Below are 21,595 nucleotides of genomic sequence, written 5' to 3'. Positions count from 1 at the left end.
GGGTAAGGCCCCCAGCTAGACGACTGGGTTGATAGGCCGGAAATGTAAGCCCGGTAACGGGTTCAGTTGACCGGTACTAATAGGCCGAGGACTTGACTACAAAGCTGCTACGCGTCCACTGTGCAACTCTGAACGAACCGAACAACCCCCCATACACTTGTGTGGGTGTGTGTGTTGTTTGATATGTTCATAGTGTTACGGCGGTCATGGCGGAGGGGAAACGCCCGGTCACATTCCGAACCCGGAAGCTAAGCCCTCCAGCGCCGATGGTACTGCACTCGGGAGGGTGTGGGAGAGTAGGACACCGCCGGACAACCTTTAGTTGAGGCCGACCCCTGACGGGGTCGGCCTCAACTGCATTCCCACCCCCACCGACCTCCGACCTGAACTGCCCTCCGCCCTCAACCGCATTCCAGCCCCACCTGCACGGTGATCACCATCCCACCAGGCCCGCCCGCACAGGGACGGGCCTACGGTGTTTCTCCGAATGCAGATCGCCCCATTTTTCGCGGACCCTAATTGCGTCGTCCTTCCGACATTCATGACTATTCTGTCGTCCCCTCGGGAAAATACAAAGGGTGGACGAACTGACCAACCGGAAACAGTCGTTGTCGGATCCGGGCCGGCCAGCAGAAGCCGAATTGTCGACGATCCGGGTCGTGGTGGTGGGTCCTCCGGGCCTGTTGCGCACCGCGCTTGCAGCGGTGTTGGCCGCTGCGCCCGGGTTCGAGTTGGTGGGGGAGAGCGAGCCCGACCACCAGCTGACGGATCGGGTCGTCACCCGGCGTCCGCACGTGGTGCTGGTCGACCTGGACGCGATCGAGGACCCGGCTGTCCTTACCGGACGGTGGCACGCCCGGCTCCCGGAGTGCGCGGTGGTGGTGTTGACCTCCCGGCGGACCGCGCGGGTGCTGCGGCGGGCGCTCGGCGCGCGGGTGCGCGGCATCATTGCGAAGGACGTCCCCCCTCAGGAACTGCTGGATCAACTGCGGCTGGTCGCCGAGGGGCAGCGGATGATCGACCCGGTGACAGCGCTGGCCGCGCTCGACGCCGCCGTCAATCCGTTGAACGGGCGGGAACGCGAGGTGACCGCCGCTGCAGCCCGCGGGCTGTCGACCAAGGAGATCGCGGCGTACCTGCACCTGGCACCCGGCACCGTCCGCAATCACCTGTCCGTGGTGCTGCGCAAGACCGGGGCCCGCAACCGTTGGGAAGCCGTCCTGCGGGCCCAGGACGCCGGCTGGATCTGACTACCCGTGAGAAGGGGTGTCGGTCCAGTTACGAATTCAATAAGATTCCCAACCGTGCGTCATTGGTTGCACACATCTCGTCAACACGGGTTTGATCTCGGGAGTGGCTTATGGTTCGCACACTGCTCGCTCTCCAGGGTGGGCTGCTCCGGGGCGCCCTCGCCCAGCTGCTCTCGGCCGAGCACGACATCGAGATCGTCGGTGAGGTGGACAGTCCGCACCACCTACGGGCGGCAGTCCGGGCCGAGCGCCCCGACGTGGCCGTGATCGAGTTCGGCATGCTGCCCGTGGCGGAACTGATCCACCTGGCAACCGCCGACCCCGCCGCCGATTTCACCGCCGACCCCGCCGGTGATCCGTACTCCTCGGTGACAGGTGCTGATCCGGTGGCCACGGACGTCGCCGGCGGTCCGCACCCCCGACAGCTGGTCGCCCCGCCGGCCACCCTCGTCGGCTCCCTGCTGGTCCTGGTCGAACAGCGACGGGCGGGACGACTCGGCCCCGTGCTCGCCGAGCACGGTCACCGGATCGGCTTCCTCAGCCGCGACGTCCCGCCCGGTCGAATTGTCGACGGGGTGCGTCAGCTCGCCGGGGGACGGGTCGTCCTGGACCCGGATCTGGTGGTCGCCGCCCTGGAGGTCGCGCACAGCCCGTTGACCAATCGGGAGCGGGAGGTGCTCGACGTGGTCGCCGAGGGACATCCGGTCCAGGAGATCGCCGATCGACTGGTGCTGTCCGCCGGGACGGTGCGCAACCACCTGTCGCGGATCATGGCGAAGACCGGGGCCCGGACCCGCTGGGAAGCGGTGCGGATCGCCCGCGAGTCGGGCTGGCTGTGACCGGCCCGGTCCGGCCCGGTCGGGCCCGACCTCGGTCGGTCCCCGGCTCCACCTTCCGCAACCTCCCGGTGCCGGCCTAAGGACTAGGCCCTGCCCCGCTCCCGGCCCGGCCGTCGGCACCGGTCCGGGCCACCGCCGCCGACCCACTCCGGGCCCTCGCCACCGTTCCGGTCGGGGCCACCGCCTCCGGTGCCACGTCCGGCGTCGTCCAGCAGCGGGCGACTACCGACGGTTCCCGCTCCGTCTCGCCGTAGCCGACCAGGGCGCGATAGGCCGCCGAGCGGGTGAGTAGCCCTTCGTGGGTGTCCAGCAGCGCGGTGCGCCCGTCGAGCAGCAGGACCCGCCGGGCCCGCAACGCCGAACTGACCCGGTGCGCGATCACCACCAGGGTTCCCGACCGGGCGGCGAATGCCTTCTCCAGCCGGGCCTCGGTTGCCGGGTCCAGGTGGCAGGTGGCCTCGTCGAGAATGGTCAGTGGGGCGGGGGAGAGCCAGGCCCGCAGCAGCGCCAGCTGCTGGCGTTCGCCTGCGGACAGGTCCCCCGGGCGCAGCAGCGCATCGTGGCCACCGAGCCGGGCCAGCAGCCCGGTCAGGCCCAGCCGGGCCGCCGCCCGGTCCACCGCCTGGTCCGGCAGGCCGGGTGCCAGATAGCCGAGGTTGTCGCGGAGCGTGCCGGTGAAGACGTACGCCTCCTGGGGGATGAGCACCCGCCGGTCGGCCAGCTCCTTCGGCGTGGCGCCGGTCACCGGTAACCCACCGACGTGGACCGCGCCGGACTGGGGATGCAGCACCCCGGCGATCAGCCCGGCGAGGGTCGACTTGCCGATCCCACTGGCCCCGACGATCACCAGATGGTCCCCGACGGGCACCTCGAGGTCGAGGTCGTCGAGCACCGGGTCGGCGTGTGGGCCGTACCGGAAGGTGACCGCGCGCAGCGACAGCGCCGCCGCAGCCCGCTCCGGACCGGGGCGGGACGACCCGGCCGGGGCGGCGGGGAGCGGGGCGGTGCCCGCCGGGGCGGTGCCCGCCGGGGCGGTGCCCGCCGGGGCGGCGGTGCGCAGCAGCCGGTCCAGGGTGACGGCGAACCGGAGGCCACCGGCCGCCACCCCCTGTACCAGGCTGTGCAGTGCCGGCTGCACCCCGCGCGTCACGTAGACCAATGCGCCGAGCACGGCGCCCGCCCCGAGACCCTGGCGGACCAGCCACGGTGTGGCCAACAGCAGCACCGGCACCGGCAGCCAGCCGCCCAGCGCCAGGCTCAGGCCGCGGGTCGCCGCCATGGTGGCCAGCCGGCGTTCCACCCGGGCCTGCGCGTCGACGGACCCGCCGACCCAGCCGGTCACCTGGTCCCGTGCGCCGCTGGCGGCGACGTCGCGATGGCCGGTCACCGCGGTCACCACGGCCCGGCCCAGCTGCTCGTCGACGCGCACGTACTCCCGTTGCCGGGCCACCATCACCGGCAGCGCCACGGCGAACAGGGCGAGGCCGGCCAGCACCGGCACCGCCACCACCAGGGCCACCGGGGCGGCCAGCGAGAACAGGCCGAGCACGGCGGCACCGAGCGCGAACAGGAATCCGCGGACCACCATCAGCAGCCCGGCGTAGGTGTCCCGGACCAGCTCCACCTGGTGGGTGAGCCGGGCCACCGCCGCGTCGTCGGCCCGGCCGCCGGCCGCGCCGGCCACCGCGCCGCGCACCACCCGCCGGAGCAGGTCGTCGCGGAACGGTTCGACCACGGCACCGAGCAGCGCGTACGACCGGTTGGTGCCGGCCGCGCCGACCAGCACCGCGAACCCGAGCAGGGCCAGCCAGGCCAGCCCGACGCCCGGTCGGCCGGCCAGGAAGCCGCTGTCGACGGCGCGTGCGGTCAGCAGCCCGGACAGGGCAGCCGGGAGCACCTCCGCCGCCGACCAGCCCGCCAACCGCCACAGCTGCGCGCGCCGGGCCCGCAATGCGGCCCGGGTCACCCCGACGACGGTGCTCATGACCGGAACACCTCCCGGTAGTCGGGGTCGGCCCACAGTGTCCGGTGCGGGCCGACCGCCCGGACCCGACCGCCCGCCACCCACGCCACCAGGTCCGCGCGGGCGGCCATGCCGAGCCGGTGGCTGACCACCACCCGGGTACGCCGGTCACCGGGCCCGGTCAGCGCCTGGGTCACCTGGTATTCGGTGGCGGTGTCCAGGCTGGACGTGGCGTCGTCGAGGATGAGCAGCCGTCCGGCCCGCAACGCGCGGGCCAACCCGAGCCGCTGCCGTTCACCGCCGGACATGGCGACCTCGGCCAACGGGGTGCCGTACCGGTCGGGCAGCCGTTCGACGAAGTCGTGGATGGCGGCGGCCCTGGCCAGCGGCACCGGGTCCGCGCCGACCCCGACGGCGGCGCCCACCGTCTCGCCGACCAGCACCGGCCGCGCGAACCCGTAACCCACCGCGGCGTGCAGGGCGGCCGGGGTCAGCTCCGGCAGCGGCACGCCGTCCAGCAGCACCTCGCCGTCGTCCGGGTCGCGCAGCCGGCCGGCGACGGCGGCGAGCAGGGACTTACCCGCGCCGGAGGCGCCCACGACGGCCAGCAGCGTGCCACCGGGCACCCGCAGGTCGACCCGGTCGAGCAGGGGCCGACCGTCGCCGTCGCGCACGGTCACCCCGTGCAGTTCCAGGGTTCCAGGTCCGGGCGGCAGGGATCGGACGCCGTACCGTCGGGCGGGTTCGGCGAGCACGTCGGCGGCCCGGCGGCAACCGGCGCGTACCCGGACCGCGGTGTTGAGGGCGGCGACCACGGTGCCGAGGCCGGCACCGAGTGCGGCGTACTGGATGGCGGCCAGCAGCTCCCCGGGCGTCAACCGGCCGGCGGTCAGCGACAGCCCACCGACAGCGACGATCGCGACCTGGAGCAGCGGGTTGAGCACCGCGCCCCGGGTCGCCGCCCCGGCCAGCACCGTCCAGGTCCGCGCGCCGTGCCGGTGCAGCGCGGCGAGGGGGGTCAGCACCCGGTCGACCTCCCGCTCGCCGGTCCCGGCGGCGGCGATGGTGCGCGCCCCGGCCAGCGTCTCCACCAGCCGGCCGGCGAGGTCGCCCTGGGCCTGCTGGTAGCCGGCGACGGCGGCGGAGGCGTCGGCGACGAAGCCGCGCAGCAGCAGGGCGAGCAGCAGCAGCCCCAGCACGAAGGTGCCGCCGAGCCACGGGTCGATCAGGGTGAGCGCCACCAGGCTGCCCACCGGCGGCAACGCCACGGTGGCGGCCGTGACGACGGTGGGTGCGGCCTGTCCGGCGTCGGCGACCTGCCCCACCACCCGGCCGGCCAGGTCACCCACCGGGCGGCGGGCGGCGGTCTGCGGGTCGAGGGCGAACAGGTGCCGGACCAGGGTGTGCCGCAGGTGGGCCACCGACCGGGCGGTGGCCGCGCCGGTGCCGTAGTCCCGGATGACGCCGACGACGACCAGCAGGGCGATCAGGCCGGCGACGGCGGCCAGCCAGCGGCCGGGGGACGCCTGCGGCGCGGTGCCGACGGCGGCGTCGACAGCCCGGCCCAGCACGGCCGGCAGAGCCAGTTCGGCTGCGGTCCCGGCCACGGTGACCACGGCCAGCGTCGGGGTCCACCAGCCGGCCGCGCGCACGGCACGCAGCAGGAGCCGGTCGTCCGGTGTCATCACGCCCCCTCCCACGCCGCGCGGCCCCGGACCGGCAGGTGCCGGTCCGGGGCCATGCGATACCGGTCGATCAGTTGCAGGTGGTGACGCTCAGCGAGCTGTCGCCGCAGAGCAGGAGGCTGGCCTGGCTGCCGCCGCCGGTGCGCTCGGTGGCCGGCAGTTCCATCGCCTGGAGGTCGAGCAGAGCCATGGTCTTACCTCTTTCTGTCGTATGGATGATGTGCCTGGTGGTTGAACCTGGTCGTCGGGCCGACGACCGTGGGCTCAGTTGCAGGTGGTGACGCTCAGCGAGCTGTCGCCGCAGAGCAGGAGGCTGGCCTGGCTGCCGCCGCCGGTGCGCTCGGTGGCCGGCAGTTCCATCGCCTGGAGGTCGAGCAGAGCCATGGTCTTACCTCTTTCTGTCGATGTGGATGTGCCTGGTGGTTGAGGCTGGCCGTCGGGTCGACGACCGTGGGCTCAGTTGCAGGTGGTGACGCTCAGCGAGCTGTCGCCGCAGAGCAGCAAACTCGCCCGGCTGCCGCCGCCGGTACGCTCGGCGGCCGGCAGCTCCATCCCCTGAAGGTCGAGCAGGGCCATGTCATTCCTCCTTTCCACAGTCGTCGGGTCGGTGGGCCCCGGGGTGACCCCCGGGGAGCGGGTGGGCCGTCAGCCGGCCGGGGTGGTGTCGCCGGTCGGGCCGAGCAGCGGCAACCGGACCGGGTCGGTGGGTCGGCTGGCCGCCACGGCGGCCAGCACCCCTGCGGTGCCGGTGGCCAGGTCCATGGAGAGCCGCAGCAACTGGTCGCCGGGGAAGGCGGTGCCGTCGGCGTACGGCAGGGCGTGCCAGCCCAGCAGCCGGGCCTGGGTGTGGGCCACCTCGTACTCGCCCCGGCCGGCCAGGTAGGCCACGATGCCGGCACGGCCGGCGAACAGACCGGACTGGGCGTAGAACGGGAAGTCGGCGCAGCGGCGGATCGCCTCGGCCTGCGCGGACAGGGTGTCGTCGGCCCGGTGGCGCAGGTACCGGTCGAGCACCAGTCCCACCCCGACGCTGCCCTCGGCGAGGTACGGCATGGTCCGCCAGCCCTCGTTGACCTCCAGGTGTCCGTCGTCGCGGCGGACGCACCGGCGCAGGTCCTGCCGCAGTGCGGTGGCGGCGTGGTCGAGCAGGCGTTCGTCGGGCTCCCGCTCGTGCTGGCCCAGCAACATCAGCGCCACCCCGGACCCGCCGCGCATCAGTCCCGCGTACGGGTACCTGCCACCGCTGATCTCGGCCACCGAGTCGACGTCGCCGAGCCGGTCGACGACCAGGTCGACGGCGCGCCGGGCGGCGGTGGCGTAGCGGGACTCGCCGGTCCGCGCGGCGAAGTGGTGCAGGTTCAGCGCGATGCCGGGCAGGCCACCGACCAGGTCGTTGCCGAGCTCCGTCCACGGTTCGTCGAGACAGCGGTCGAGTAGCCGGCGGGCCTCGTCGCGGTGCCCGAGCAGGTCCAGCACGTACGCCACCCCGTGCAGCCCGTCGAAGAAGCCGAGTCGGCTGCCGGAGGCCGGTTCCCGGACCCGGTCGATCAGCCACCGGACGTGGCGGGGGTCGACGGGGGCACCGCTGGCGTGCAACGCCCAGAGCACCCCGGCCGCGCCGTGGGCGAGGTTCAACCCGCCGTCGCTGCCGCTGAACTGCCGGATGTCGCCGGGGAAGAGCCGGTCGTCGCGCTGCGGTGTGGCGCTGGCGGTGATCGCCCGGGCCAGCCGGTCACGCAGACCGGGCCAGTCGTCCGGGTCGACCCGTACCACGTCCGGGTCCAGCCCCGTCCCGGCCGAAGTCGTCGCCGCCGGGGTGACGGGCGCGGGGGCGGTCGGTGGGTCGCCGACGATCACCGCGACGGTCTCGTCGAGCAGTGCCCGGTCGACCGGGAAGTGCGCGGCCACCACGTCGGCCAGGTGCGCCGCCTTCGCCGGGGCCAGTCGCAGCATCGCGGTCAGCGGCAGGAACAGGGCCAGCCGCAGGCAGGCCAGGGCGTAGCGGTCGACGTCGGGGCCGACCCGGTCGCGGGGTGCGGCGAACGCCTGGTTGCGCAGCGCCGGGCGGCTCGCGTCGGCGGCCGGCGCGGCGACCTCGAAGTCGATCAGGGTTACCGCGCCGTCGTCGCCGACCATGATGTTGAACATGTGCAGGTCGCCGTAGACGATGCCGTGCGCGTGGATGGCGTCGACCGCCTCGGCGACCTGCCGGTGCACGTCCAGCGCCCAGCGGGTGTAGTCGGCCCGGTCGGCGTCCGGGTGCACCAGCGGGTAGCGCTGCACCACCTGCTGGTTGAGCGGGCTGCCCTCGACGAACTCCAGGGCCAGGAACTCGTGCCCGCCGAAGCTGAACTCGTCGTGCACCCGGACCAGGTGCGGGACGTCGGCGAGTTGGCGCAGCACGCTGGCCTCCCGCCGCAGCCGGGTCACCGCGTCCGCCCCGGTGGCGTCGAGACCGGCGTGCGGGCGGGCCTCCTTCAACACCACCCGGGCGTCGGTACGGGTGTCCCGGGCCTCGTACAGGCCGCCACCGTTGGAGAAGTGGATGACCTTCTCGATCCGGTAGGGCAGCTCGGTGGTGCTGGCGGCGTTGCGGGCGGCCAGGTGCGGGGCGAGGAAGTCGGGCAGGGTGACCCAGTCGGGCAGGTGGAACACCGGGTCGCGGCGGTCGGGCACCAGGGTGCCGGTGGCGTCGGCGATGGCCGGCACGACCTGACCCTCGGCGGAGAGGCAGTAGCGGGCGGCGAAACCGCCGTAGCGCAGGTAGACCGGGCCGTCGCCGTAGCGCAGGTCGCTCAGGATGTAGGGCCCCTGCTCACCGTCGAGCAGCGCCGCCAATTCCTTGGCGGTCAGCTCCAGCTCGGCGTCGTCACGCGGGTAGACGGTGACGAACTTGCCGCTGCCGCCCCGGCGGGCGTACTTGCTGTTGCGCATCAGCAGCATCCGGGGGCCGCGCAGGTGCTTGAAGGGGATGCCGCGCGGCTGGCAGTACTCCATCACCTGGGTCAGCACCCGCTCGGCGTTGTCCAGCCGGGCCGAGACGTGGATCTTCCAACCCTGGGCGGGCAGGGTGCCGCCGACCGGCGCGTGGATCAGCCAGTCGTCTTTGACCTCGGACTCCCAGCCCGCCGGCTGCGGGCGGTCCGCGGCGTAGCCGATGCCGGTGGCGGTGGCGCTCGCGCTGGACAACGAGTCGTAGAAGAGCGGGTCGACCGCGCAGTACGAGTCGTATCTGTCGTCCATCTCGGCTGCCTCCCATCCCCTGATCGGTTGACGTCAATCCTGCGATCGGCGGGCTGTTGAGCACAGTGCGATGCGTCATCGACCGACGGTGAGATTCCGACCGGAAACTCGTGACAATGGCGGAGTTTGAAATCGTGAATACCGCATCACCTGCGGATCACCGCCGGCGAACACCGCCCCGGGCGCGCGGCGACGAGCGGGGCGTGGGAATCCGTGCGGAGCAGTGCGATCGGAACTGCGGGCGGGACCTGGCGGCACACGCAGAGAACCGCCGGTCGGCAGGGTCCGAAGCGGACCCTGCCGACCGGCGGGACGGGGGCGCGGTTACCGGCGGTCGGCGTACGGGTGACGGGCCAGGCCGGCGTGCACCATGGTGGTGAGGGTGACGATGTCGTAGACCGGCACCCCGAGCCGGGCCTGGATCAGGTGCGCGAACGGCACCAGGTCGGTGCACTCGATGACCACCGCGCCCAGGCCCGGACCGGCCAGGGCGTCCGCCCGGTCCAGCACCTCGGCGGCCAACCGGTCGACGTCGAGGGCGTCGCGTCGACCCTCCAGCATCACCTCCCGGAACTCCGGGGCGTCGGCCATCCCGGCCACCCGGATCGGCACGTCCTGCGCGCCGACCGCGGCCAGGTGCCGGGGCGTCAGCGCCGCCGCGTCGGCGGTCAGCACGCCGACCGTGCGGCCCGGACCGAGCATCCGGTGCACCATCGGCAACTGGAGCAGGCTCGACGAGTGCAGCGGCACGTCCACGGCGGCGGCCAGCTCCGCCTGGAACAGCACCAGGAAACCGCACGCCCCGGTGATCGCGGCGACCCCGGCACCCTGCAGCTCCCGGGCGGCCGTGATGAACGGCGTCAGCAGGGTCGGGTCCGCCTCGCGGACCAGCCGCTGCGGGGTGGCCCCCTCGACGACCCGGTACACCACCGGGAAGTCGAAGGTCACCGGGTTGCGGATGTGGCCGGGGATCTTGTCGAAGCTGGTCTGGAGGCAGAGCACCCCGATCGCCGGCGCGCTCACCGGGCCCTCCGGCGGTGCCGGTCCACCGCGAACGTCGCCACCGGCACGTCCGGTGGCGTACCGGTGACGAGTTGGGCGAGCAGCCGGCCGCCGGCCGGGGCGAGTCCCATCCCGATGTGCCCGTGCCCGGTGGCGACGCTGACGTTGCGGTACGACCCCAGCCGGCCGATCAGCGGCAGACTGTCCGGGGTGCACGGCCGCAGCCCGCTCCACACCCGCACCCGACCACCGGAGTCCATCGCCGGCAGGTACGACCGCACGGTGCGCCGGATCCCCTCGACCCGGCGCGGGGACACGGTGGTGTCCAGGCCGGTCAGCTCCAGTGTCCCGGCGAGACGGACCCGGTCTCCCAACGGCATGACCGCCACCTTTCCCTCGCTGAGCAGGACCGGCAGCGTCGGGGTGGCCGGTCCGGAGTCGACGGTCACCGCGTACCCCTTGGCGGGTTGCAGCAGCAGGCCGACACCCAACTGCCGGGCGCAGGCCACCGACCACACCCCGGCGGCGAGCACCACCTCCCCGGCGCGCAGGTCACCCCGGCTGGTCCGGACGGTGCGGACCAGCCGGTCGACGGTCTCGAAACCCCGTACCTCGGTGTCGGTGAGGATCTCCACCCCGCTGGCGCGCAGCAACCGGGCGAAGGCGACCAGGAACGCCGGGATGTGCAGGGCGGCACCCTCCTCGTTGAGCAGCGCCCCCGCGACGGCGAACTCGACCCCCGGCTGGAGCCGGGCCAGCTCCGCCGGGTCCAGGGTCCGCAGCGGCACCCCCCGGGTCACCGCCGCCGGCACCGTCGCGCGCGCCTGCGCGTACCCCTCGGGGGTCTTGCAGGCCAGGAGCATGCCGCGCGCGGTGAGGGTGCCGGCCAGCTCGTCGTGCGCGCAGACCTCCCGCAGGATGGCCAGGCTGCGCTGCTTGAGGTCGAGCAGCACCTCGAAGCCGGCGCGGGCCTGCCGCTCGGTGCAGTGCCGGCGGAAGTGCCACAGCCAGGTGAGTAGCTCCCGGTCGAGCCGGGGCCGGACGTGGAACGGGCTCTCCGGGTGGAGCAGCCAGCGCAGCCCCTTCGCCGGCACGCCGGGCTCGGCCAGCGGCGCGGCGCCTTGGGTGCCGACGAAGCCGGTGTTCCCCGACGAGCAGGCGGCCGGGTCGCCGACCTCGCCCCGGTCCACCACGGTCACGCTCAGCCCGGCCCGGCGCAGGAACCAGGCGCAGAACAGCCCGGCCACGCCCGCGCCGACGACCAGGACGTCGGGATCGGACCGCCCCGGTACGGCATCCGGCGTGGGCGTCGTCGCCACGTCGACCCCGCTACAGGGTGACGACGAAGAAGCAGGTGGGCAGGTTGACCACGACCCGTTCCCAGATCTCGGCGCACAGCGCCCGACCCGGCTCGGCGAAGGTCCCCGGCGGCGGCTCGGCGAACCGGATGGTCGACCGGCCGGCGTCGAACAGCACCGCGCCGTGGCCGAAGTCGCCGACGATCGCGGTGCCCGGGTCCACCAGCCGGGTCCGGACGATGAAGACGCCGTTCTCCTCCACGTCGCGCATCAGGTGGCCCTCGCCGAGCAGCCGGTAGTAGTCCGCCGGGTTGATGATCAGCCCGTCGGCGGTGCTGCCCATCTGCTCGACCTCGTTGCAGGCGGCCAGGATGCTCGAGGCGAACGGCGCGGGGTCGGTGAGCCGGCCGAGCTGCGGCATGTTCAGCAGCCCGCCCTCGCCGCGCAGGATGGTGTGGTTTTCGGCGGTGGCCAGCCGCACCACCAGGCGGTAGTCGATGAACTGGGCGAAGCCGACCGGGTCGGCCCACAGTTCGTCGGGCACCTGCACCCACGCCCGGGTGGTCAGCAGCTCCGGGATGGGGGAGCGGTGGAAGTGGTTGGCGGCCTCCCGACGCAGGTCCGCGCCGTCCACGGCGGGGTCACCCGGGCGGGGCGGGCTCTCGTGCCAGTAGAACTCCTGCGGCTCCCGGGACAGGTCGACCACCTTGAGCACGTTGCGCGACGGGTAGCGGGGCTTGCGCCGGGAACTGGTGAGCGAGTCGGTGATGGTGACGTCGTAGTCGACGGCGGTGCCGAAACCCTCCTTGGCGAACGCCTCGACGAACAGCCCGCCGGGCGACATCTGGGTCTTGCGTTCGGCGACCACCTCGGCGATCGTCCGCTTGACGGTGTCGGTGCGCTGCATGACTTGCCCTCCTGGTCTCAGCTGGTGCGCGGATGCCGGCCGGCGGCCGGTGCGGCCAGTCGCACGGGCCGGCGCGCGAGGCGGCGTGGCGGGCCGGTCAGGCCGGTTTGCGGGCGACGAACATGCCCCAGCCGAACTCGCCCCGGTCGATCGCGGCCTGGATCTCGTCGCAGGAGGCGGCGAAACCGAGGATCCACTGCCGGGCCGCCTCGTCGTCGCTGGCGGCGGCCCGCTGCCGGGCGGTCTCCCCGAGCACCCGGTAGGTCTGCCGGATGTGGCTGTCCAGGCTGCGGGCGACGGTCACCTCGAACCCGGCCGCGGTCAACGCCTCCCGGTAGCCGTCGAGGGAGTAGCCGCTGCTCCACCGCACCCGGTCGTAGACGTGCCGGCGGGCCGCCTCGCCGATCTCGGCGACGGGTTGCAGGAAGTCGGTGACGGCCAGCGTCCCGCCGGGGGTCAGCACCCGGAACATCTCCGCGTGGCTGCGCGGCTTGTCCGGCACCAGGAACAGCGCGTCCTGGCTGACCACGTGGCTGAAGCTGCCGTCGCCGTACGGCATGGCGGTGGCCGAGCCGTGGCGGAAGGCGATCGGCAACCCGTCGCCGCGCTCGGCGAGCTTGCCCTGGGCGAACCGGACCCGCTCGATGCTCAGGTCCAGCCCCTCGCCCCGGCACCCGGTGCGCTCGGCCAGCCGCAGCAGGAAGTTGCCGCAGCCGCAGCCGACGTCCAGCACCGTCGAGGAGGTGTCGATGCCGGCGTCGGCGGCGAGGATGTCGGAGGTCCGGTCGGCCGCCGCCGGGTAGTCGGTGTCGTCGGCGTCGGCGAAGTAGCCGGTGTGCAGCACCCCCTCGCTGTCCCAGAAACTCAGGTACGTCTGGGTGGTCTGGTCGAAGAATTCGGAGACGTCCCGTTCGGTGAACTGGCTGGTCGTGGACATGCGGGCACTCCTTCGTGCGTGAGGCGGGGCGTCGGGCCGGCCGGAGCCGGGCGGGCGGTGGTCAGGCGGGAGGGGGTCAGGCGTAGGTGTCCTTGCGGACCCCGGTCAGGTGGGGCAGCTCCGGGCCGGTCGCGGAAGCGCCCCCGTCGATCAGGTGCACCCCGGCGGTGACGAACGAGGCCCGCTCGCTGGCCAGGAAGGCGGCCACCGCGGCCACCTCGTCCGGCCGGGCCAGCCGGCCCAGCGCGCTGTGGTGCCCCATCGCCCGCAGCCGGGCCTCCACGTCGCCGTCGGTGGCGAGCCGGGCCGCGGCGCGTTCCATCGGCGGGGTCCGCACCCCGCCCGGGGCCAGCACGTTGACGGTGATGCCGTCCCGGCCGACATCGACGGCGAGGCCCTGGGCGAAGCGGACCAGCGCCGCCCGGGTCACCCCGGACAGCACCAGCGGCCCGATCGGCACACAGGCGGTCTCGGAGGCGATGAAGAGCAGCCGCCCCCACCCGGCGGCCCGCAGGTGCGGCAGCGCGGCCGTGGCCAGCGCCACCGCCGGCAGCAGCACCCGGTCCACGGCGGCCCGGTAGTCCTCGACGTCGAACCCGGTGGCGGTGCCCACCGGTGGGCTGCCGCCGCCGGCCACCAGCACGTGCACCCCGCCCAGGTCGGCGGCGACCGCGTCGACCCAGCGGCGGGCCGCGTCGGGGTCGGTGAGGTCCACACTGGTGGCGCTGACCCGGCCGGTAGCCACCTGGGCCACCTCCCGCTCGGCGTCGGCCAGCCGCTGCGGGTCGCGCCCGCAGATCGCCACCTGGGCGCCCTCGGCGGCGAACTCCTTCGCGCAGGCCAACCCGATGCCGCTGGTGCCCCCCGCGACGAGGGCCACCCGCCCCTTGAGCCCGAGATCCACGCCTGTTACCTCCCGTTGTCCGGTGTGCTGCCGACCTTCGCCGCAGCGGAGTCACCCGTCGACCGGTAGCCGTAGCGGCCGAACAGCGGCCAGGCCAGTGCGGTGGCGGCCCACCGACGGCGGGATGACAGGGTGCGCCGCCAGCCGTCGTCGGAGTCCCGGATGAGGGTCGGCCCGGTGCGGAACCGGTCCGGGTTTCCGGTGACCGTGTGGTTGGTGTGCAGCTGCACCGTGCGGCCGTGCACCGGGTTGCCGGCCGGGTCGGCGGCGCAGAGCCGCAGCAGCGCGTCGACGGTGCCGGCCGGGTCGGCGGTGAACTGTTCGTAGCGCAGGAACATCGACCTGTCGGGGTGCCGACGGGTGATCGCGGCGGAGGCCAGGTTGAAGCCGTGCCAGTAGGCGGTGCTGCGGGCGGCGGACATCGCGTAGACGTACTGCTTCGGCTCCCGCCACGAGTGCGCCACCGCCCGGGGGTCGCGGACCAGGTGCACGTAGTACGGCCGGATGCCGGGCAGGTACGACAGCAGCGCCGCCTCGCCGGGGATCTTCGTGGTGTCCACGATCACCCGTGCGCCGGTCCGGGCGGCGATGCCGTGGTAGACCCGGCCCATCAGGTCGGCGTGCGCGCGGGTCTCGTCGTCGTGCAGGCCACCCCGCAGCACCCGCCAGGTGTGCCGGGTCCGTACCCGGGACCACTGCCGCCGGATCACCGTCTCGGCGTGCGCGTCCGGGGAGGTGTCGTCGGGTCGGCCGATCGGCAGCACCGTCGACCAGATCGGGCAGCCGGTCAGTGCCTCGCCGCAGCCGCACCGGTCGTTGACCCCCCGACCGGTGGCGTTCTTCCACAGGAAGTGCAGCTCACCGACGTGGAAGAAACCGGGCACCTCGTTGAGGACGTTACCGATGATGGTGCTGCCGTTGCGGCACCAGCCGGTGACGCACAGGACGGTCAACGGGTCGCTCATCCGGCGCGTACCTCCGTGGGTGTGGTGACCGGGCGGCCGATGCGTACCGCCAGCGCCGCCGCGACCAGCGCGCAGGCCGCGCCGGCGGTGAAGACCGCCGGGTAGCCGAAGCCGGCGGCGACCAGGCCGGTGACCGGCCCCCACACCGCGAGCCCCAGATCCCAGAACGAGGTGTACGCGCCGATCGCCGCGCCCTGCCGCGCCGGGTCGGTCCGGTTCATCACCATCAGCGCCAGCGACGGGTGCAGCAGCGAGAAACCGACCCCCATGATCACGCTGCCGACGACCGCGACCGGCAGGTTGGGGGCGACGGCGATGACGGCCAGCCCGACCGCCTCGCCGACCCCGCACCAGGCTGCCACCCGGCGCGGGCCGAGCCGGTCGGGCAGGTGACCGATGACCAGCCGGGTGCCGGCGTAGACGGCGCTGAAGCAGCTCAGCACCACCACCCCGTGGCCGATATCGCGGGCGTCGAGGTGCAGCACCACGAACGCGGCGAGCCCGGCGTAACCGGCGGCGCCGAAGGTGAGGGCGATCCCGGGCAGCAGCGCCGGCCGCAACAGCAAGCCACCGCCGCCGCCGGTCGGGGCGGTGCGGGGTGGCGTCGGCACCATGGCGATCAGCCCGGCGGCGATCAGTGGCGCGGCGGCGCTGAGCACCCAGACCGCCGTGAAGGAGACCTGTTGCAGCGTCGCACCGAGGAACGTGCCGGCGGAGATACCGCCCCACATGCTCACCCCGTAGAGGCCGATGAGCTGGCCGCGCCGGTGGTGCGGGGCGAGCGCGACCGTCCACACCGCACCGGCGGTGAACAGGGCGGCCTCCCCGGCACCGAGCAGCAGCCGCACCGCGACCAGCGCGGGCACGCTCAACGGCAGCAGGTAGAGCAGGCCCCCGGCGGCGACGACCAGCGCTCCGGCCAGCATCACCGTGCGGTGGCCGTGCCGGTCGGCCAACGCACCGGCGACCGGGCGGACCAGCAGCGCGGTCACCGCCGTCACGGTGACCACCAGGCCGACGGTGAAGTCCCCGGCGTCGTGCCGGTCGCGCAGGAAGGCCGGGAGCACCGGGATGACGGCGGTGAGCCCCAGGTAGCCGGCGAAGAGACCACCGAAGATGCCCACCATCGCCTGCCGTGGGACGGCGGCGTCCCGGGTGGGTGCGGTGGTCATGCGCGCACCGGCTCCGCCCCGACGGGAGTGGGCCCGGTCGGCTCCGTTCCGGACGCTGCCGGGGTCGACGCGGCGGCCACCTTGCGGACCGCGCGGATCAACTCGTCGCAGTCGTCGGGGGTCAGGCTCGACGACAGCGGCACGTCGACCGTCTCGGCGAGTAGCCGGGCGGTACGCGGCAGGGTGGCGCGGATCCGCGCCGGGTCGGTGTCGTCGTACATGAACCGCCAGTTCCAGAACGCGCGCACGTTGAGGTCGTCGTCCGCGCCGATGTTGCGGGCATCGATGCCCTCGGCACGCAACGCCCGCGCGAACCAGCCGGCGTCACCGTCGGGCACCCGGAACACGAAAGCCTCCCCGAGGTACGCCCCGGGCGCGACCGGGGTGCGGATCGCGATCTCCGCCACGTCGGCCAGCGCGCCGCTGACCTGGGCGTAGTTGCGGTGGAACAGGGTCAGCCGCTCCGGCAGCCGGGTCAGTTCGGCTCGTAGCAGGGCGGCCCGGATCTCGTCCATCCGTAGGCTGAGCAGAGGCAGGTTCAGCCCGTCGACCGGCGGCTCGGTGTCGGGGAAGTGCCGGCGCAGCCGCCCCTCGTACGCCCCGGACAGTGCCACCGCCCGACCGAACAGGGTGGTGTCGTCGGTGACCAGGAAGCCGCCCTCACCGCAGTTGAGTGCCTTGTCGGACTGGGTGCTGAACGCCCCCGCCACCCCGAAGGTCCCGAGTTTGCGACCGCCAAGCTCGGCACCGAGCGCGGGCACCGCGTCCTCGATCAGTGGCACGCCCATCTCGGCGGCGAAGGCGGCCAGCGCCGCCACGTCGGCGGCGAAGCCGCGCATGTGCACCACCAGGATCGCCTTGATCTCCGGCCGCCATCGGCGGCGCAGGTCGTCGAGATCCATCCGCAGGTCGTCGTCCACCTCGACCAGGAATGGCCGGCAGCCGGCGAGCACAATGGCGCTCGGGGTGGCGACGAAGGTGAATCCCGGACAGGCCACCAATGCGCCCGGCGGAACGGCGGCTCCCATGATGGCCAGCGCGAGCGCGGCGGTGCCACTGGAAACCGCGAGGGCGTGCCGGGTGCCGAAATAGCGGCACAGTTCGGCCTCGAACTGCCCGCACTCCGTTTCCGACTCGTCGCGGTGGTCGTAGCGGAAGTAGAGATGGCTGCGGATAGCGCGCATCGCCGCTTCCTCGTCCTCCGCGCAGACGTGCACCGCACCCTTGTCATAGGTGGGCCAGGGGGTGCGGCGGATCGGTGCGCCACCGTGGATGGCAAGCTGTTCGTGCAGCTCAGCGCCGTTTGAAACCGGCCGGGGCCGGGTCGGCGCGGGATCTTCGTCGTTCCCGTTCACCGGTGTGCTCCTGACTGCCTGCGGCGGCTTTCCCGACTGGGTCGATAGGGAATTGCGCACGAGGTTTCCACCTCGCGGCAATCTCGTCGAAACGCCGGAACAACCACCAGATCCGACATTTGCGCGGGCCGGGAATCCAGTGAACAACATGATTGCTGTCGTGATGCGGGCCGTCAACCGTGCCGGCGAGAACGAGCGCCGACTTAACACCCGTTGAGGTCAGTCGGCCACGACCATCGTGGCGCACAGTGACCATTACGAATGACGAATGTCGGGCAATCCGCCGGGGCTGAACCGTCCCGGCCTGCCGGTATGCGGGGCCGGCCGTGGACAGGCCTCCTACCGTCCGTGCGGGAGGTCCGGTGCGTCAGACGTCCCCACCCGCCGCCGGGATGTACCCCCGGTTGTCCGACCGGGCGGCACGGTGGCCGGGGGATGGGGTGGCAACCGCAGGACCGTCGCCGCACTCGCCTCCTCGCCACGGTGTCTCTGCTGCTCGTATCCGGTTGCACGCCACCGACGAACCTGGGCCCGCAGCCGTCGGCCCGACCTGCCCGTCCGATAGGTACGCCGCCGATGCCTGCCTGGTGGTGGCGCAAGCGATCGAGGAGGGGGACCTGAGCTTCAGCGCAGCCACCGGCCCTGCCTTCCGTGTCGTTGTGCCGACCGACCCTGCTGTCAAGGAGGCCGGTCGGCAGTCGGCCCTGGTCGACAAGGAGGCCGGGGGCCTCCTTGTGCACAACGATCCGAGCGAGAGTCGCCGTCCGTGGTGCAGAGGCCGTCGTTAGATGGTGTAGAGGACCTTCACCCCGCTGATGCTCGTCGCCGAGACGGCGGTGCCACGGACGTTGGAGTTGAGGTTGCGCCAGCCGTTGTTGCTGGCGGCCTCGTGCACCGTCCCACCCACCACGGTATAGATGATCTTCACCCCGTTGAAGCTGATCGCGGCCAGGGCGTCGGGGCTGACCCCGGAGATCCCCGAGTTGAGGTTGCGCCAGCCGTTGGCGCTGTTCGCCTCGTGCACCCAGCCGCCGATCACCGTGTAGATGTACTTCGCGCCGTTCAGGCTGATCACGGCCAGGGCGTTGGCGCTGACCCCGGAGATGCCGGAGTTGAGGTTGCGCCAGCCGTTGTTGCTGGCCGCTTCGTGCACCGTCCCACCGACCACGGTGTAGATGATCTTCACGCCGTGGTGGTTGATGGCAGCGAGGGCGTTGTTGCTGACCCCGGAGATGCCGGTGTTCAGGTTCTGCCAGCCGTTGGCGCTGCTCGCCTCGTGCACCCAGCCGCCGACCACGGTGTAGATGTACTTCACCCCGTCGACGCTGATCACGGCGAGGGCGTTGTTGCTGACGCCGGAGATGCCGGTCCAGAGGTTGCGCCACCCGGTGTCGCTGGACGCCTCGTACACCCGGCCGCCGTTGACCGTGTAGAGCAGCTTGTTGCCGTTGATGACCATCGACGCGGTGGCCGAGCCGGTGATGCTGTTGACGGGCAGCATCTGCCAGCCGCTGTGGCTGCCGGACTCGTACACCTGGCGGTTGGCGGGCTGCCCGCAGTTCTGGCTGGTCATGTTCCGGGCCGGCGAGGTGGGGCCGGAAATGTAGAGGGGACCGGTGGACGGGCTGCCGTCAGAGGTGATGCCGGAGGCCACCCCGTTGAAGTACGACTCGGTCTTGACGCCGTCGCGTACCTGCTCGAAGTGCAGGTGCGGGCCGGTGGAGTTGCCGGTGCTGCCGACCCGGCCGAGTTGCTGGCCGGTCGACACCCACTGTCCGGCGGCGACCATCGGCGTCTCGATCATGTGCAGGTAGAGCGTCCGCCACCCGTCGCCGTGTTCGATGATCACATGCCAGCCGCCGCCGCTTCCCCAGCCGGCGAACGAGACGGTGCCGCCGTACGAGGCGAGAATCGGCCGGCCGTTGCTGGTGCCGCCGGTGAAGGTCAGGTCGATGTCGTAGTCGTCGTGGCCGTAGTAGGTGGCCATCCGCCAGGTCTCACCACAGGGCACCGGCATCTGGAAGTTCGGCCGGGGACCGGCGGCCTGGGCCGGGGTGGCCACGACAGCGGCGGCGCCCGCGACCGCGAGCACCGCGACGCCGGCGGTCGCGAGCGCCAGGCGGGCCGAGGCGAGGACCCGGGCGAGTGGACCCGTCATGGGCGGAATTCCCTCCTGAGTGGAGCATTGGTCGAAGGGTGTCGATCCTACGGTCCACGCGTCCCGCCGAGGGGCCCGCACGCGACCACCGCTGCCCCGGCCCGCGCGGTGGTCCGGTGTCGCCGGCCGGGTGTCGCGCGGTCCATGGTTCCGATCGGCGCGGATCAGCAGCCAACTCACCTTCGTCGCGAACATCGGCACATACAGGTCTCCCCTTCGCCGGGGGAGCGCACAGCGTGCCGGTGAGGTTGTTCCCGAGGTAGGTGAAGGCCAGGCAATTCGTGCGGCTCAGCCGACGGCCACCGAGGCGGCGACGGCCACCATGATCACGGCGATCGTGGCGTCGATGACCCGCCAGGCCGCCGGGTGGGCGAGCAGTGGCCCCAGCCGGCGGGCGCCGAGCCCCAACCCGGTGAACCAGATCAGGCTCGCCGTGGCCGCTCCGGCACCGAACGCCCACCGGTTCGGGTCCTGATGGGCGACCGTGCCGAGCAACACCACCGTGTCGAGATAGACATGCGGGTTGAGGAACGTGAACGCGAGGCAGGCCAGCAGCGTCGCGCGCAGCGTGGCCGGGGGGCGGTCCAGCGGGGTCAGGGCGGTGGGACGCAGGGCGCGGCGGGCGGCCAGCACCGCGTACCCGAGCAGGAAGGCGACGCCGCCCCACCGGACGGCGGCCAGGACGGCGGGTGATCCGGTCAGCAGCGCGCCGAGGCCCGCGATGCCGGCGGTCATCAACGTGGCGTCGGCGGCCACACAGACCGCCACCACCGGGAGCACGTGCTCACGGCGTAGCCCCTGACGCAGCACGAAGGCGTTCTGCGCCCCGATGGCGACGATCAACGCGAGGGAGAAGCCGAAACCGGCGAGCACGGAACCCATGGCGGCCAGGCTAGGGCGGGCGACTCCCGCACTCCAGCTAAAGATTCTTCACGGCCGTTAGAATCGCTCATGTCACTCGACCCGGTCCAGCTGGTGACGTTCCAGGCGGTCGTCACCCACGGCAGCTTCGACGCCGCCGCGCGGGTGCTGCGCGTCACCCCGTCGGCGGTCAGCCAGCGCATCAAGGCGTTGGAGCAGGCCGTCGGGCAGGTGCTCGTGCGCCGCACCCGGCCGTGCGTGCCGACGGCCGCCGGAGCACCCCTGGTACGCCTCGGCGGGCAGTTGGCGCTGCTGGAACAGGAGGCCCTCGACGCGGCACGCGGCGCGCTGCGCGACCACACCCACACCCGGGTCGCCGTCGTGGTCAACGCCGACTCCCTCGCCGGCTGGTTCCTGCCGGCCCTGACCGCCGTGCCCGACGTGCTGGTCGACCTGCGCACCGACGACGAGGGGCACACCGCACACCTGCTGCGCGACGGCACCGTGATGGCGGCGGTCACCACCGAACGCACCGCCGTACAGGGCTGCCGGGTCCTGCGCCTCGGCGCGCTGCGGTACCTCGCCGTCGCCGCACCCGCCGCCCACTCGGCGTGGTTCGCCGACCGCGAGCCCGCGACGGCGTTCCCGACCGCGCCGATGATCCGCTTCGACCGCAAGGACACCCTGCAACACCGCTTCGTCCGTACGCTCATCCGGCGCGACATCGACCCGCCGACGCACTTCGTGCCGGGGACCGCCGGTTTCACCCAGGCGATCCGGCTCGGCCTCGGCTGGGGCCTGCTCCCCGAGGCCGTCGCCCGGCCCGACCTCGCCGCCGGTCGCCTCGTCGACCTGGCCGCCGGCCGGCACCTCGACGTGCCGCTGTACTGGCAGTACTGGCGCCTGGAGTCGACGGCGTTGGCGGCGCTGACGGCGGCGGTCCGGACCGCCGCCAGCACCGCACTGCGCCTCGTCCGATGAGGACCAGCTCCCCCCGCCTGCTCGAGGTGCACCTGCACGGCAGTTTCTCAGCGACTGCGCACCGACGCGGACCTC

General features: G+C 72.9%; 19 protein-coding genes and 2 rRNA genes. 5 read left to right on the top strand and 16 right to left on the bottom strand.

All coding sequences use genetic code 11. From position 1 onward, the window contains the following. From GA0070216_RS07050 to GA0070216_RS07035, 4 genes are all read left to right on the top strand, one after another. A 23S ribosomal RNA gene (locus GA0070216_RS07050) occupies positions 1-100 on the top strand; the annotation flags it as partial. 96 nt (positions 101-196) lie between these two features. Beyond that, positions 197-313, top strand: a 5S ribosomal RNA gene (gene rrf / locus GA0070216_RS07045). A gap of 346 nt (positions 314-659) precedes the next feature. Then, the gene (locus GA0070216_RS07040) at positions 660-1,250 is read left to right on the top strand and encodes a response regulator transcription factor (RefSeq protein WP_141723015.1); all 591 of its coding nucleotides are present in this window, start codon (positions 660-662) and stop codon (positions 1,248-1,250) included. Between the two features lie 110 nt (positions 1,251-1,360). Further along, the gene (locus GA0070216_RS07035; protein ID WP_245722341.1) at positions 1,361-2,089 is read left to right on the top strand and encodes a response regulator transcription factor; all 729 of its coding nucleotides are present in this window, start codon (positions 1,361-1,363) and stop codon (positions 2,087-2,089) included. Positions 2,090-2,165: 76 nt separating this feature from the next. Here the strand turns inward: GA0070216_RS07035 and GA0070216_RS07030 are convergent, their stop codons facing one another. From GA0070216_RS07030 to GA0070216_RS06955, 16 genes are all read right to left on the bottom strand, one after another. Then, positions 2,166-4,073 (bottom strand): ATP-binding cassette domain-containing protein, encoded by a 1,908-nt coding sequence (locus GA0070216_RS07030; RefSeq protein ID WP_218108143.1) that lies wholly within the window; start codon positions 4,071-4,073, stop codon positions 2,166-2,168. Further along, complete coding sequence (locus GA0070216_RS07025) at positions 4,070-5,737, bottom strand: ABC transporter ATP-binding protein (RefSeq protein ID WP_091240722.1); 1,668 nt, start codon at positions 5,735-5,737, stop codon at positions 4,070-4,072. The genes GA0070216_RS07030 and GA0070216_RS07025 overlap by 4 nt, the downstream gene beginning before the upstream one ends. Before the next feature lie 70 nt (positions 5,738-5,807). Beyond that, positions 5,808-5,927 (bottom strand): SapB/AmfS family lanthipeptide, encoded by a 120-nt coding sequence (locus tag GA0070216_RS07020; RefSeq protein WP_067312693.1) that lies wholly within the window; start codon positions 5,925-5,927, stop codon positions 5,808-5,810. A gap of 74 nt (positions 5,928-6,001) precedes the next feature. After that, entirely contained in the window at positions 6,002-6,121 is a 120-nt protein-coding gene (locus GA0070216_RS07015; RefSeq protein WP_067312693.1) for a SapB/AmfS family lanthipeptide, read from the bottom strand. A gap of 72 nt (positions 6,122-6,193) precedes the next feature. Then, positions 6,194-6,313: a SapB/AmfS family lanthipeptide gene (locus GA0070216_RS07010; protein ID WP_088647629.1), complete on the bottom strand. Its 120-nt coding sequence runs from the start codon at positions 6,311-6,313 to the stop codon at positions 6,194-6,196. 69 nt (positions 6,314-6,382) lie between these two features. Then, the gene (gene lanKC / locus GA0070216_RS07005) at positions 6,383-8,980 is read right to left on the bottom strand and encodes a class III lanthionine synthetase LanKC (RefSeq protein WP_091240717.1); all 2,598 of its coding nucleotides are present in this window, start codon (positions 8,978-8,980) and stop codon (positions 6,383-6,385) included. A 324-nt stretch (positions 8,981-9,304) separates the two neighbouring features. Continuing rightward, a complete protein-coding gene (locus tag GA0070216_RS07000) occupies positions 9,305-10,003 on the bottom strand; it encodes an aspartate/glutamate racemase family protein (protein ID WP_091240713.1) in 699 nt (232 codons plus the stop codon). Then, positions 10,000-11,301, bottom strand: coding sequence for an NAD(P)/FAD-dependent oxidoreductase (locus GA0070216_RS06995; protein WP_091240710.1), 1,302 nt, complete (start codon positions 11,299-11,301; stop codon positions 10,000-10,002). Before GA0070216_RS06995 ends, GA0070216_RS07000 begins: the two co-directional genes overlap by 4 nt. 10 nt (positions 11,302-11,311) lie before the next feature. Next, the gene (locus tag GA0070216_RS06990) at positions 11,312-12,187 is read right to left on the bottom strand and encodes a family 3 encapsulin nanocompartment shell protein (RefSeq protein ID WP_091240708.1); all 876 of its coding nucleotides are present in this window, start codon (positions 12,185-12,187) and stop codon (positions 11,312-11,314) included. A 97-nt stretch (positions 12,188-12,284) separates the two neighbouring features. Continuing rightward, the gene (locus GA0070216_RS06985) at positions 12,285-13,124 is read right to left on the bottom strand and encodes a class I SAM-dependent methyltransferase (protein ID WP_091240705.1); all 840 of its coding nucleotides are present in this window, start codon (positions 13,122-13,124) and stop codon (positions 12,285-12,287) included. Between the two features lie 76 nt (positions 13,125-13,200). Then, complete coding sequence (locus tag GA0070216_RS06980; RefSeq protein ID WP_091240700.1) at positions 13,201-14,028, bottom strand: SDR family NAD(P)-dependent oxidoreductase; 828 nt, start codon at positions 14,026-14,028, stop codon at positions 13,201-13,203. Positions 14,029-14,033: 5 nt separating this feature from the next. Continuing rightward, on the bottom strand, positions 14,034-14,993 hold the full coding sequence (locus GA0070216_RS06975) for a sulfotransferase (RefSeq protein ID WP_091240696.1): 960 nt from the start codon (positions 14,991-14,993) through the stop codon (positions 14,034-14,036). Continuing rightward, the gene (locus GA0070216_RS06970; protein ID WP_091240690.1) at positions 14,990-16,165 is read right to left on the bottom strand and encodes an MFS transporter; all 1,176 of its coding nucleotides are present in this window, start codon (positions 16,163-16,165) and stop codon (positions 14,990-14,992) included. The genes GA0070216_RS06975 and GA0070216_RS06970 overlap by 4 nt, the downstream gene beginning before the upstream one ends. Further along, positions 16,162-17,520 (bottom strand): DegT/DnrJ/EryC1/StrS family aminotransferase, encoded by a 1,359-nt coding sequence (locus GA0070216_RS06965; protein ID WP_091240687.1) that lies wholly within the window; start codon positions 17,518-17,520, stop codon positions 16,162-16,164. Before GA0070216_RS06965 ends, GA0070216_RS06970 begins: the two co-directional genes overlap by 4 nt. 784 nt (positions 17,521-18,304) lie before the next feature. Then, on the bottom strand, positions 18,305-19,678 hold the full coding sequence (locus tag GA0070216_RS34975) for a M23 family metallopeptidase (protein WP_091240684.1): 1,374 nt from the start codon (positions 19,676-19,678) through the stop codon (positions 18,305-18,307). A 288-nt stretch (positions 19,679-19,966) separates the two neighbouring features. Beyond that, positions 19,967-20,560: a LysE/ArgO family amino acid transporter gene (locus GA0070216_RS06955; protein ID WP_091240681.1), complete on the bottom strand. Its 594-nt coding sequence runs from the start codon at positions 20,558-20,560 to the stop codon at positions 19,967-19,969. A gap of 69 nt (positions 20,561-20,629) precedes the next feature. Here GA0070216_RS06955 and GA0070216_RS06950 point away from each other — a divergent pair, with 69 nt between their 5' ends. Further along, the gene (locus GA0070216_RS06950) at positions 20,630-21,520 is read left to right on the top strand and encodes a LysR family transcriptional regulator ArgP (protein WP_091240678.1); all 891 of its coding nucleotides are present in this window, start codon (positions 20,630-20,632) and stop codon (positions 21,518-21,520) included. Positions 21,521-21,595: the final 75 nt, after the last annotated feature.

Source organism: Micromonospora matsumotoense, from assembly GCF_900091525.1.
GTDB lineage: Bacteria > Actinomycetota > Actinomycetes > Mycobacteriales > Micromonosporaceae > Micromonospora > Micromonospora matsumotoensis.
Note: the sequence above shows the minus strand (reverse complement) of the source record. Positions and strands in the feature narration are given on the sequence as shown.